Raw genomic sequence first — 13,551 nt, forward strand, 5'->3', positions numbered from 1 at the left:
AGCGGCTTCGAATCGCCTGCGGGACAGTTTTCGACAAGAAGGGCCTGTCGGAGTACGACTCGGAAGTATTCAGCATCCGCAAGGCTGGGGAGGCCCTTTGATGGGGCGAGCCATTGTCACTCATGGGCGGAGCGGCGGGGCGCCGCTGCTGCCGGGAGGCCGACGGGAGATCGGGATTGAACGGACTTCCACGCAGCCTGACCTACTGCCCTGCGTCCTCCATCGAGGCGGTCACCCGGAAGAAGGTGTTCGCTTCCAGATCGGTCACGGTCCAGCCCAGGCCCGTTGTGCTGATGTACTCCGCGGGCCAGTCGGACAGGTCCGTCGTCTGCTGCAGGCGGTAGCTGCGGGCCAGGGGCACGGGGCTCCAGCTCAGCTGCACGCCCTCCTCCACAGCCTGGATCGCCAGTTCCGGCGCGGGCAGCTCCGGCACGATCTCTTCCAGGAACCACCATACCGATTCCGGACTGATGGTCACATGCTCCTCGCTGGCACCCAGCGGATAGTGGAGCGCGTCGAAGGGGGACAGGGCGGGCAGGTCGGGCGCGCCCTCGATCTGCCGGAACGGCGCGTCGGTCACCAAGCCCAATGCGCTGGTGGTGGGAATGAAGCAGTGGTTGGGCTGCAGGGCCACGATGTCCCCGTAGGGCACGGCACTCTGGTCCAGCTGGACCATGGTGTTGCGCGAGCCACCGGGCGCGTTGTCCCAGGGTGACGCCCCGTTGATCGTGACGGTCTGGTAGCGGTCCGGGAAGGGCCAGATCTGGTTGATCATGCCGCTGAAAACGGTCTGCGGGCTGTGGTCGGCCAGAGACCAGCAGTTGCCGTCGATGTCCACCAGCCAGCTGCGGTACTCGTAGCGGATGATCTGGGCGCCGGCTGCGAAACCCTGGTTCAGGCCCGAGCCGCTGCCGTTGGCCACCGCCACCAGACGCGGCGAGACGGGATAGTCACCCAGCGCGGCCAGCTCGTTCAGCAGGGTCTGACGCAGAGGATCCGCGCCCGGGTTGGCATTGGGCGGATTCTCGGCCATCGCCAGCAGCATCTGCTTGGCCGCCGGTGTCTGCAAGCGGGAAAGGAAGTACGCGGCCTCTTCCGCCTCATCCGCGAAGAAGGCCAGCCAATGCTGCAGGCTGAGGGGGATGTTGGCACCAGCCTGGGGCGAGTCGAAGGAGATGAAGGTCCGCACCCGGGGATCGATGCCCTGCTGCTCCAGCCAGGCCAAAGCGTAGCGTGAGACCAGCCCGCCCATGCTGGCGCCGATGAGGGGGTAGCTCTCGCCCTCGGGCAGCAGGCTGTTGATCTGCTCCAGCAGGGTGGCCAGCAGCAGGCTGTTGCGCTGGATGTAGTCCGTGGATTCGGTGAAGTTCAGCACCACCATGTCGAAGCCCAGGTCACGCAATGTCTCCACCAGGCCTTGCTGGTTGCCCAGCCCGTAGAGCTCGTCCCAGAACATCGTGTTGTCCATGTCGAAGCCTTCGCACAGCACGACCGGCCGCGTCAGAGTGGAGTGTCCCGGGGCCAGAAGGAGGTAGGCGTTCCCGCCGGCCGTGGCCCCCTGGTAGGGCTGGTCCGCGACCAGGTTCCAGACCTCGCTGGGCTCCGGCGTGTCCAGCCGGTCGACCGTGAAGCTCAGGCTTGTGATGCGCGTCTCGCCGTTGGCCCAGCTGGCCCGCAGGCGCAGGGTCTTCGGGCCCGCGGAGGTGTAGCTCACGGTCACCTGCTCGCCCGGCTTCCGTGACACGAATCCGGCACCGTCGGCAAGATCCCACTCCATCCGCTGCGGTTCCGCGCGGTTGCTGATCCAACGCTCCCCGGAGGGCAGCTGGAAGGTGACGGCCCGGCCCCGGCCGCTGTGATCCACCAGTGCCGCGGCCGCAAAGATGCGGCGCTCCTCCAGTGCGCGGGGGTCAAGAATGCGCAGCTCGCCCCCGCCCACGCTCACCAGACCCTGGTCGAGGGCGCCGGCCTTCACCCGCTGCACATCCATGTCCAGCAAGGCCAGGGGAACCAGCTTCCGCGGCTGGGCCTCCCGGGCGATCTCCCGCAGCCGGGTCGGGGCGGTTCGCGTGGCACCGTCGACCGTGGCGCGGTTGAGCTGGAACAGCAGCTGGCGGAACAGGGCGGGCGAGGCGGGCGGAGTATCCTGAAGCCCGTCGTAGTGGGTGGCTCCGGCTAGGTCCGGGCTCAGGTCCAGCAGGATGCCACTGCTTAGCGACGCCCGGTCGGCATCGGCCAGGCTGACGGCCGCGGCATGGCCGGCAGGGCTCCCGAGCAGGAAGAGGACGAGCAGGCAGACGAGGCCGGACGTCACCCGAAGGGGGAAGCTGGTGGAACGCATGGTTTTTCCGATCTGGTTGCTGTGTTGAACCGGGCGGCAAAGCTACGGTTGCCTGTCGGCCTGCGCAAGCCAGGTATGACCGCGAACAGGCACAAGGGATCGTGAGCCCGCGGGTCTTGAGGTTGGCCCGGTTCCATCGAAGAGGCGAAGGGAATCCGGTGATGTCATCACGGTCGGGTAATGAACCGCAGCGGACACGCTCTGGACGAACAGCCCACATGCCCGCCGCTGAGGCGTATCGCGTGCAGCTGGACCCTGCTGCATTGAGAATCGCGGTGTCTCACAAAGCGGCGAGCCTTCCCCCACGGTCGTGGGGGAAGGTATTGTGGCTTCGCCTCGTGCGGGGATCGGACACTGGACGTCCCCTGTGAGACGGCATCTACTTGGCGGGCAGCAGTTCCTCGATGCGGGCGATCACTTCGGGGGACAGCGGATCCACCTTGGGCTCGAAGCGATCGACCACATGGCCCTCGCCGTCCACGAGGAACTTGTTGAAGTTCCAGGCGATCTCGTTCTGCTTGCCCTCGGGGGAGTTCGTCTTCAGCCACTTGAACAGAGGCGCGGCGCCGTCGCCCAGCACCTTGACCTTGGCGTACATGGGAAACTCGACTCCGTAATTGGCACTGCAGAAGGTCTGGATCTGCTCGGCGCTGCCGGGTTCCTGGCCCCCGAATTCGTTGCAGGGGAAGCCCATGATCTTCAGCCCGCGGGCGGCGTAACGCTCATGCAGGGTCTGCAGTTTCTCGTACTGCGGGGTCAACCCGCATTCGGAGGCCGTATTCACGATCAGCAATACGTTGCCCCGGTTGCTGGCCAGCTGCTCGGAGCTGCCATCAAGGCGATCCACGGTGAACTCGTACATCCCGCTTCCTTTCTCCTTCTCGATGACTGTGCCGTCCTTGTGGCCCCTGTGGTCCATGTCCTGGTCCCGATCCACGGGTGCCGGTTTCAGGGCCAGAGCATTGCCGGCCATCAGCATGAGAGCCAGTGGTGCGGCCAGCGCCAATGGGCGCAGCCAGTTGCTCCCGGTTCGCCATGATTGCGGATTCTTGTGCATATTCCTCTCCGTTGTTGTCGTCGGCCCACAATTCCCTGACAGAGCAGAATCGGTCCCCGGCGATCTTGTGACGATTCCATATCCATCCATCCAGACCGGGTCCGCCACTGGCGGTCATCCCTGAGCAAGCAGTAAGGAACATGCCCATGGCCAGCGCCTCGACTTCCGCGGCTCCCGAAGGATCCTCCAGACCGGTACGCATTCTGTTGTGGGTGCTTGCCGTGCTCCTGATGGCGGCCGCAGTGGTCTATCAACGCACCACCGGACCGACCTACCCCAAAAAAGGGGAATTCCAGGTGGCCGGACAATCTCTGAGTTACCGGCTGGTGCGCAGCGAGAATTCCACCATCGACGCCGCGGTGATTCTGCCCCAGGCCGCTGGTCTGGGCGCGACCCTGTACTACAAGCGCTACAAGCTGGACGAACCTTATACGGCTCTGCCACTGCAGCTTGAAGATCAGACGCTGGTGGCACGCCTGCCGCGTCAACCCGCGGCCGGCAAGCTCGAGTACTACCTGGAGCTGACCGGCAGTGAGACTGCCCGGATTCCCGCTGGCGAGGAGAACGTCGTGATCCGCTACAAGGATCCCGTGCCCGGCTGGATTCTGATTCCCCACATCTTCATGATGTTCTTCTCGGTGCTCATCGGCATGCGCACGGGTCTGGCCGCCATCGCGGCTCCCGACACCATGCGGCGCACCGCCTGGATCACTCTGATCGGCCTGACCATCGGTGGCATGATGCTGGGCCCGCTGGTGCAGAAGTATGCCTTCGGTGCCTTCTGGACAGGTTTTCCCTATGGCAAGGACCTGACGGACAACAAGATGCTGATCATGTGGCTGGCCTGGGTCTTCGCCTGCAGCGTGATCGGCTTCAAGCCCAAGGCACGTGAGGCCGTCAACCGGATCGTCGTGCTGGCGGCCATGATCGTGATGACCGCGGTGTATCTGATTCCCCACAGCATGCGCGGCAGCGAACTGGACTACAGCAAGCTCGAGCAGGGCGTGGCGCCCCATGAAGCGATCGGCACCAGCACGAAATGATGAATGCGGCGAACCTGCATCTGGCCATCGTGCACCTGCCACTCAGTGCCTTGCTGGGCGCGGTGGTGCTGTTGCTCTGTGCTCGCGCCTGGGGCGAGGAACGGGCCTTTCGACTGGCCTTGCTGGCCATTGTGGCCGGAGCTCTGGCGGCGGCGATGGCGTATTACACGGGCCCGTCGGCGCACCAGATCCTGATCGATGCCGGTTTCAACACGGGCGATACCCAGAATGTGGTCGAGACACACGCGCTCTGGGGCCGGGTCAGTTTCGTGGTGCTCGGGCTGTGCGGTGCGCTGGCTTTCCAGGCCTGGCTGCAGCACTATCAGGGCGAAAGGCCCGCCGCCTGGCAGCGCTGGACCCTGCTGATCGCTGGGGCCGCCATGCTGGGCGTGCTGGCCTGGACCTCCCACCTGGGTGGACAGGTGCGTCACACGGAAATCCGCGGCGCCCTGCAGGGCGCCATGCCCCCGGCAGCCTGCCCGCGACAGCACGTCTGACAGGCATCGCAGGCAAAAACGCCAAGCGGCGGCCAGATGGCCGCCGCTTCTGCTCATGCCGACGCTGCCAAGGCGCCGGCCTTCCTACCACACAGGGCTATTCCGCACCCGGTTGAGGGTGTTCGTCGTCGCCCCTGTGAAATGCCAAGACCGTGCCAGAACCACAAAGGAGCGCAACTCTTCTGGTATCAGTGTGTTGCGGCTGGCACGAAGGTCGCTCGAGCGGACGGGGACAAGGGCAAATCACCCAAACGGCAAGCCGATCGGGTCAACTCACCCAACGTGGTCAGTGGGTCGCGATCCGGCCTTCTTCCTGAATCAGGGCTTCCCGGCCACTGTCGATCCAGCCGGTCTTCTCCGCATCATGAATCTTGAGCCAGAGGCGTGGCAGCGGCTCGCCGGGCACGGCCAGCGAATCCAGCACGGTCCACTGACTGCCGGGAAGAGCCGGGGCCAGCTCGAAACCCCGCTGGTCCGCTTCGCTGAACATCCGGGTGGTATCGGTGGCCGTCCAGCGCAGGGTGGCGAGGCGTGAGCCGCTGGAGGCCGGTTCCGGCTTGTCCGCGGACCCACAGGCCAGCAACAGACCAAGAATCAGAGGATAGAGTGTTGACACGCGTGACATGAAGAGCTCCGAGCAGTTGGGCCTGGACGCAGCATTGCACCCAGGCAAGCCAGATGGGAAGGCCGCCCAAGGTAGGAAGTTGGATGGGCACCGCCTCCCCGGCCCGCTCAGCGCAGCAGGACCATGGCACGACTGGTGTGGCCGAAGCGTGTTTCAAGCCTGCAGACATACAGTCCCGAGGAACAGCCATCCAGCTGCAGGTCCAGCGAATGGACTCCCGGCGCACGCGGTCCCTCCTCCAGCACGCGCAGCCGCCGGCCCAGAGCGTCGTGCAGAGTCAGACGCACGAAACTGGCGGCTTCCAGAGCATACTCGAGCCGTGTGGCAGGATTGAATGGATTGGGATGGGCCGGAGCCAGCGAGAACAGGGCTGGCGCTCCCCGACGCGTGGCGCGCGGGTTGGCCGCAGTCGTCGATTCCAGTCGCAGCAGATGCAGATCCGTCAGATTGTCCGCATCCATGTAGCCATTGCCCGTGACCACGAAGCCTCCATCCTGGGTCGCGCAGACACCTTGTGCGCCATCGTGGGCAAAACCTCCGAAATCGTCCTGCCAGAGAATCTCGCCTTCAGAATCCAGCCAGAGCGTCCAGATCTGCTGCATCACAGGCTGGGAGAGCGTGGTCTGCCCCACGGCGAAGAATCCCTCCGCTCCCAGCGAGAGCAGCTGCAGTCCCAGATCACTGTCGGCGCCTCCGTGGGTGCGTGTCCAGAGGCTGTCACCCAGCTCGTTCAGCCGCAGCAGCCACAGGTCATTGCTTCCGGCCCCCCAGCTGGTCGTGCGCCCCGTGAACAGCCATCCTCCGGGAGTCGCGGCCGCGCAGGCGAACAGGCGATCTTCGCCACTGCCCCCGAAGGTGCGGGTCCAGAGCGTATCCCCGATGCTGTTGGTGCGAATCACATAGCCATCCGCCTGGCCGGCTCCCCGGGAATTGGTGTACCCTGTCAGCAGCAGATCACCGCCCTCCAGTTCCAGCGCTCCGTATCCGCCGTCGGCCTGGCTGCCTCCGTAGCTGCGATTCCATTGCTGCTGTCCCAGAGAATCGGTGCGCACAAGCCACAGATCCGTCACACCCAGCCCCTGGGAACGCGTATTTCCCACAAGAAGGAACCCGCCATCCGCGGCAGCACCCAAGGTCCAGCACTCATCCTCCAGCTCGCCCCCATAGGTGCGTTCCCAGAGGACGGTTCCGCCAGAATCCACCTTCAGCAACCAGAAGTCCGAGAATCCCGCGCCACTGGAACGGGTCGTGCCGCAGATCACGGCACCTCCATCCGCCGATGCCAGCAGATCGCCCGGATGATCGTCACCCACCCCGCCAATGGTGCGCGTCCACAGGGTATCCCCCTCGGAGTCCACGCGCAGCAACCACAGATCCGACAGACCGGAACCGAATGACCGCGTGTCACCCGCCACCAGAAATCCCCCGTCCGCGGTCTGGATCACGGACCTGCCGTAATCGTTTTCACCCGCGCCAAAGGTGCGGTGCCACTGCAGCTGCAGAGACTGTGCGCCCGAGGTGCCGCCCACCAGCAGCAAGAAGAACGGCAGCCAGCGTGCCAGGCCGATTCGCTTCATGTTTCCTCCGGAAACCGGCATGGGCACCCTTCGGCCCAAGCCCGTGTGAGCCCCTGAACACCAATGCGCTCAGGCGGAGCATGCCGGATCGAGGACCCACAGAGAGTGTCCACGATGCCACAATGTTCGTTCGCCAGAAGCCCATTGTGTTCACCATCGGAAACAATCAAGGGTTCCAGAACGAGAGATCACACCCGATTCTGAATCCCATGAAATTCGAGTGCTGTCTCACTCGAAAATGAACCGGGAGCCGCAATCGCGACTCCCGGCATCGGCAGAGGAACGTGAGAGGAAATCGTTTCAGTCGGCCCAGCGGACCCAGCTTTCTGTGGTCCAGTTGCTGCCCGAGGGGGCCACGGCACCCATGTAGCCGGCCGCGTCGAACCAGCTGTCGGACGGGACCTGACCGCCACTGGCCGCGGAGCTGCCTGCCGCGGGACGGTAGTCATGGCTGGCCGCACTGGGGAACACGGCGTTGTCAAGCACATGCACGTTGTGCGCTCCCGCGCAGAAGCGCGTACTGTCGGCCTGGCTCGAAAAGCCGCCAAAATCACCGCTGCCATCCAGATTGTTGGAGTACACACAGGCGCGGTTGATGCTGAGAATCCCGGAATCGAAGTTGGCCGAGGTCACGTCGCCGTCGTTGCTCTCGAGCTTCCAGTTGAGTCCGGCGAAATTGCTGATCACGAAGTTGCTCAGCTCGCCTTCGAAGTCCTCGCGCAGACGCATGCCGTAGTTCTTGTCCTCGGCATCCTTGCCGGCGCCGAAACCGTACAGAGTCACGTTGGAAAGCGTGGGATGGCTGGCCAGTCCGCTGCCCAGGGTCTTGCGCCCGTCACTCTCGAAGCCGTTGTCGGAACCGGCGTGCTGCACGGCCAACCAGAACTGCCCCTTGCCGCGCCAGCCCTCGTCCATGTCGAAGCTATCGTCGTCATTGAAGGTGCTCAGCAGGTACCGCGCGTTTACCGTGCCACCGAACCACTCGTAACCGTCATCCGTGCACTTGTAGACCTGGATGTGATCCAGGGTGGTGGCGGAACCCACCGAGTACAGCGAGAGACCGTTGAGCTCGGAATCGGCGGCGATGCCGTAGCCACAGTACTCGATGCGGACATACTTGAGTACACCACTGTCATCGGCACTCTTGCTGCCGCCATAATGCACGGTCTCGGCCAGACCTTCCACATCGCCGGTGCCGCCGGGGATGTTGTTGGGGGCTTCGCCGATGAGCACGATCCCGCCCCAGTCACCGGGCGACTTGGTGGCGCGGGCCGAGGTGAACACGATCGGCTGGGCCGCGGTGCCGTTGGCCACCAGCCGACCACTGGCACGCTCGCTGCTGAAGTTGTCGGAGTCTCCGCGCAGGGTGATGATGGCACCCACGTCATCGGGATTGTCCTCGTGGTACGCGAAGGACACGGTGGTACCGGCGGCGATGGTCAGGGTCACACCGGGCAGCACGTAGTACTTGCCGGCAGCGTCCACATTGCCGCTCCAGGTGGTGTTCTGGCTGATCAGGGTACCGGGCAGATCCTGGTACATCTGGGGGATTTCATTGGTGGTGTTGTTGTTGTTGTCGTCGTCTTCGCAGGCGGTGAACGCCAGCAGGGCGCTCGCGGCGATCATCAGGACCAGGTGCTTCCGGCTGATCAACATCTCGTGGACTCCTGTCTGTGTATTGGGTGTTTCGCACTCATCCAGTCACTCCGCGCCGGTTCCGGTCACGGTTGTTCGAATCACAGTTCCCAGCTCACGCCCAGGCTCAGTTCACGGCCCTGACGATAGCGGTTGGTCACGGTGCCGGCCTGGCGGAACTCGACCGCCTCGTCCAGCAGGTTGCGCAGGCCCAGGCGCGTGCTCAGCTGGCCCCAGTTGCGGCTGAGGTTCAGGTCCAGGCGATCGAAGGGCATTTCGTATTCATCACCACCCTGATTCACGCTGCCCACGCTGCTCAGGCGCTTGCCAAAACGGTTCCAGGAGAGGTTGGCGGTGCTGGCCAGCTTCTCCAGCTGCCAGTTCCAGTTGAGGTTGAGGGAATAGGGTGACTGACCGAACATCGGCCGGTCGCTGCTGGCCTGACTGGCGCTGGTGCCACCGTAGGACACGCTGGAATGGATCAGGGTCAGGTTGCCGTTGAGGCTCATCGAGGCTGGCAGTTCCTTGCGCAGCTCGACTTCCAGCCCGAAGAGGTCCGCCGATTCGGCGTTGTCGTAATACACCTCGGGGTTCTGCGAATTGCGATGGCGCAGTTCGATGGGCTTGTCGAAATGCTTGTAGAATCCGCCCAGCGCGGCCAGCTCGCCGATGCCGTAGAACCACTCGCCGCGCAGATCGGCGTTGTAGATCCGGGTCCGCTCGATCTCGCTGTTGCCGTAGGTCGTGCGTCCGCCAAGGAAATCGGCGAAGTAGAAGTCGGCCAGTTCGCGGAACTCGGGGCGGGCCAGAGTCATGGAAAGTGCTCCGCGCAGCGCGGTCTGCGACGTGGGACGCCAGGTGGCGTTCAGCGCCGGCAGCACGTCCGTGTGACGCCCCAACTCTTCGGAATTCAGCGCCTGGCGATCGGCTTCGACACGTCCGCCCAGAGTCACGTCCAGAACATCCAGCGGGCTCCAGTCCAGACTCAGGTAGCCACTGATCCGGCGCTGGCTGGCATCGTAGGAATCGGAGTCGCGTGTGCCTTCGTAGAGGCGCAGCACTCCCTGCTGAACCAGGTCGGCGTTCAGGGCCACTTCGGCATTCTGGCCGCGCAGCTCCACCGGGTAGACCATGTTGGGTTCCAGCTCGTAGACGAACTTGCGCGCCTGGAAATCACGGGTGCGGGTCAGGAACTGCAGGCCGGTGCGCACGGTGAACTGGGTCTGTGGCTTGAACTCCAGCCCCAGATCCAGATCCAGATTGCGGTCCTGCTGTTCCGAGAAGAAGTGCGAATTGGAGCGCAGCCCGAAGACGATCTCGTACTGGTTGGTGACCGAGTTCCAGGCGTAGTGCGTGTTGCGCGTATCGGGCTCGCTGCGCGTGGTGCCCGCCAGACCCGCGCTGAACTTCAGCTTGCCCCCGGGCAGGGTGGCCAGGCGGTGATCCACTTCCAGCGTACCGCTCATCAGCGAACGGCGCACGAACTTGAGAATGCTCTGGCGATAGTCGCCGTCGGAGTTGTAGTAGTAGCCCGTGACCAGACTGGCCTGATCTTCGCTCTCGTTGACGTACAGAGTGCGCAGCCCGATGGTGGTGCGGGAATCCAGCCGCAGAAAGGTGTTGGCCATGGCGCTCAGGCCCGCGTCCTGGCTGCCGGCCTGGCGCTGGAAATCCGAGGACAGCGAGCCCGGCTGGTACAGGTTGCGGTACTCGCCGTCGCGGGAGTCGGTCTTCAGGTTCCAGCTGAAGGCGGTGGTCACGCCCAGCTCGCGATCGTGCGCCAGGCCGAAACGATCGGCCCAGCTCAGCGAGCCGCCCTTCCCCAGGCCGGCCCGGGAGGAGGTGGGCGTCCAGACATTCTGGAACGCGCTGGCGAACTGGCGACCGCTGGACGCCACCAGACGATCGGTCGCAGCCACCTCAGAGGGCATGGCGCGCGTGCCATCATCAAAGCCCAGGAAGTCCGTGTCGCCACCCGAGTAGCTCAGATAGTTCTGGTTGGTGCTGCGCAGGTTGTAGGAAGAACTCAGCCCCACCTTGAGGGAGCGTCCCTCGGGAAACTCGCGCGTGCGGATCTGCACCGAACCGCCCCCGAACTCGCCGGGCTGGTCGGGGGTCCAGGTCTTCTGCACGGTCACGTGATCCACCAGACTGGACGACAGCAGGTCGGCGGGCACTTCCTTGCGGTCGGGATTGGTCGACGGCATCACCGAGCCATTGAGCTGCACATTGGCATAACGCTCGCCCAGACCGCGCACGAAAATGTCCTTGCCACCGCGCACGGTCACTCCCGTGATCCGCTTGAGCGCGGCGCTGACATTGCCATCGCCATTGCGCGTGATCTGCTCGGCACTGATCGCGTCGTTCACCGTGCTGGCTTTCTGGCGTGCCACCAGCAGGGCGTTCTCGCCGTTGGTGAGCAGGGTGCCCTGTACCACGATCTCGCCCGCATCGATCACGTTGGGTTCCAGTTCCATGTCCAGGGTCGTGGTCTGGCCGTCCACCAGCACGATCTTCTCCCAGCTCACGTCCACATAATTGACATGGCTCACCTTCACGCTCCAGATGCCGGCCTCAGCCAGAATCGTGTAGTGGCCATCCAGGTCCGTGGACGCTCCGGCATGACTGCCGGGCAGCACGATGTTGGCGCCCACCACCGGTTGATGATCGCGCGCGTCCAGCACCGTGCCCTTGAGCACGCCCCGGGTCGCCGCATGTGTGGCGGCGCCTGCTGCCAGCAACAGGACCAGCAGCAGCCCGGACAGGGCTCGTTGTGTGTGAATCATGTGTTTCGCTCCCGTTCCTCTGGTTCCTCCGCCTCTCCCGCGGACACCCTGCCGGGGCGTCCGTCAGGCCGGGGAGATCCGTTCTTCCTCTCGGGATCTCCTCGTCGAACGGGACGCAAAGTGTCGGGATGGCGTCAAGCCACGGTGAGTCAGGCGTGAGTTTTCGGTTAAGGGCGGGAAGGAGGAAGCACTCTCAGGCGCTCGGGGCAGGCGCGCTCGGATCGGCGGGAAGGTGCAAAGTGAAGCGGGAGCCCGCGCCAGGACGGCTGTCCACACTGACGCGACCCTGGTGAGTACGGGCGATGTGCTTGACGATGGACAGCCCCAGGCCGGTGCCGCCCATGCTGCGGCTGCGTGCCCGGTCCACCACATAGAAGCGCTCGAACAGCCGGGGCAGGTGCTCGGCGGGAATGCCGGGGCCCTGGTCTTCAATGGTGAGGCGCAGCTCGCTCTCGCCGGGATCCACGCGCAGCGTGACCGTGCCCTCCTCGGGGCTGTACTTGATGGCGTTTTCGACCAGGTTGATCAGTGCGCGCTCCAGCATGGCCGCGTTCAGCACCCAGTGCGGGTCACCCGCGCACTCGACCGCCAGGTTCACCCGACGCTCGCGGGCCTTGAACTCGCAGATCCCCAACGCCTCCTCGATCACGGCCCTCAGGCCGGTCAGCTGGAACTCGACGGTCTGGTCCTGTTCGTCGCGTTCGATGCGCGACAGCGCCAGCAGATCGTCGATGATCGCGCTCAGGCGCACGACCTGGCGCTCAATGATGCCCAGGAAACGACGGGCAGTGGGCGGATCTTCCAGCGCTCCTTCGTTGAGCGATTCGACGAAGCCCCGGATCGAGGTGATGGGTGTGCGCAGTTCGTGTGAGACATTGGCCACAAAATCCTCGCGCACCCGTTCCAGGCGACGCATGCGCGTGATTTCGCTGAACACGGCCAGGCTGCCGATTTCCTGGTCGTCCAGGTCGTGCAGGGTGGTCACGCCCAGCGCCAGGTAGCGCAGGTCGGTTTCGCCCCAGGGCACGCACAGTTCACGGCTGCCCCGGGTGACCAGCGCGGGCATCAGCGCCTGGCGCAATTCCTCCAGCGGCAGCATGTCCAGCAGCAGGTTGCCGTGCAGACGGTCGCCCGGGAGACCCAGCAGGCGCACGGCCGCCCGGTTCACGAAGAGAATCCGGCCCGCCTTGTCCAGCCCCACCACCCCTTCGTTCATGGAATCCAGCAGCGCCTCGCGCATGTTCCGCTCGCGGGCCAGGCTGGCGATCTTCTCCTCCAGGCTGCCCGCCATCCGATTCATCGCCAGGGCCAGGGCGCTCAGTTCGGAGATCGGTACCGCTTCCAGGCGGAAACTGAGCCGTCCACTGGCGTACAGTTCCGCCGCGTGACGCATGCCTTCGATGGGACGGCTGATCCGCCGCGTGATCCAGAGTGCCAGACCGGCGGCGATCAGAGCCAGCACCAAGCTGCACAGGAAGAGGAACTGGTAGATCCGGCTCACTGCTTCGCGGACATCGTGCAGGGGAATGCTGGTGCGCACCACGGCCCGCGGTGTTCCATCCCGGTCGAGTCGCAGGGCCACGTAGACCATTTCCTGCTGAAGGGTCTTGCTGAAGCGGATCGAGTGGCCCTCGCCGCTCTGGAGGGCGGCCAGCATTTCCGGACGGGTGCCATGATTCTCCATGCTGGCGGGATCTTCGTCCGTCTCCGCCAGCACGATTCCGTTCAGGGCCATGATCGTGATCCGCGTGTGCGAGGAGGGTCCGATGCGAAGCAGCAGGCGATCAAGGGCGTCGCGCTGATTGGATTCGAGAAGATCGATCACGGAAGGCGCCAGCAGCTGGGCGCGTTCCAGCAGGTCCTGCTGCTGGCGCTCGAAGGTCTGCTGACGGAAGGAGCGCCCGGCGAACACCGCCAGCAGCGCCAGACTGACCAGCAGGGTGGCCAGCAGTGCCGGAAAAAGTTGCAGGAAGAGCCTGCGATTCTTCAT

The 13,551-nt window shown here is 64.6% G+C and carries 9 protein-coding genes; 2 read left to right on the plus strand and 7 right to left on the minus strand.

All coding sequences use genetic code 11. The annotated features are described in order from the left end of the window. Positions 1 to 202 precede the first annotated feature (202 nt). On the minus strand, positions 203 to 2,341 hold the full coding sequence (locus tag H6678_02365; GenBank protein MCB9472635.1) for a hypothetical protein: 2,139 nt from the start codon (positions 2,339 to 2,341) through the stop codon (positions 203 to 205). A 379-nt stretch (positions 2,342 to 2,720) separates the two neighbouring features. Next, the gene (locus tag H6678_02370) at positions 2,721 to 3,203 is read right to left on the minus strand and encodes a glutathione peroxidase (GenBank protein MCB9472636.1); all 483 of its coding nucleotides are present in this window, start codon (positions 3,201 to 3,203) and stop codon (positions 2,721 to 2,723) included. Positions 3,204 to 3,544: 341 nt separating this feature from the next. On the opposite strand from H6678_02370, the gene H6678_02375 reads away from it, so the two are divergent. Both H6678_02375 and H6678_02380 read left to right on the plus strand, forming a co-directional pair. Then, entirely contained in the window at positions 3,545 to 4,441 is an 897-nt protein-coding gene (locus H6678_02375; protein MCB9472637.1) for a hypothetical protein, read from the plus strand. Further along, complete coding sequence (locus H6678_02380; protein ID MCB9472638.1) at positions 4,441 to 4,938, plus strand: hypothetical protein; 498 nt, start codon at positions 4,441 to 4,443, stop codon at positions 4,936 to 4,938. The genes H6678_02375 and H6678_02380 overlap by 1 nt, the downstream gene beginning before the upstream one ends. A gap of 286 nt (positions 4,939 to 5,224) precedes the next feature. On the opposite strand, the gene H6678_02385 is transcribed toward H6678_02380, so the two are convergent. The 5 genes from H6678_02385 to H6678_02405 form a co-directional block, all read right to left on the minus strand. Next, complete coding sequence (locus H6678_02385; protein ID MCB9472639.1) at positions 5,225 to 5,563, minus strand: hypothetical protein; 339 nt, start codon at positions 5,561 to 5,563, stop codon at positions 5,225 to 5,227. A 107-nt stretch (positions 5,564 to 5,670) separates the two neighbouring features. Further along, positions 5,671 to 7,140: a hypothetical protein gene (locus tag H6678_02390; GenBank protein MCB9472640.1), complete on the minus strand. Its 1,470-nt coding sequence runs from the start codon at positions 7,138 to 7,140 to the stop codon at positions 5,671 to 5,673. Between the two features lie 300 nt (positions 7,141 to 7,440). Beyond that, the gene (locus tag H6678_02395) at positions 7,441 to 8,796 is read right to left on the minus strand and encodes a hypothetical protein (GenBank protein ID MCB9472641.1); all 1,356 of its coding nucleotides are present in this window, start codon (positions 8,794 to 8,796) and stop codon (positions 7,441 to 7,443) included. Positions 8,797 to 8,876: 80 nt separating this feature from the next. Further along, complete coding sequence (locus H6678_02400) at positions 8,877 to 11,561, minus strand: TonB-dependent receptor (protein ID MCB9472642.1); 2,685 nt, start codon at positions 11,559 to 11,561, stop codon at positions 8,877 to 8,879. Between the two features lie 193 nt (positions 11,562 to 11,754). Further along, complete coding sequence (locus tag H6678_02405; GenBank protein ID MCB9472643.1) at positions 11,755 to 13,551, minus strand: PAS domain-containing protein; 1,797 nt, start codon at positions 13,549 to 13,551, stop codon at positions 11,755 to 11,757.

This window comes from Candidatus Delongbacteria bacterium (assembly GCA_020634015.1).
Taxonomy (GTDB): Bacteria; CAIWAD01; CAIWAD01; order CAIWAD01; family CAIWAD01; genus JACKCN01.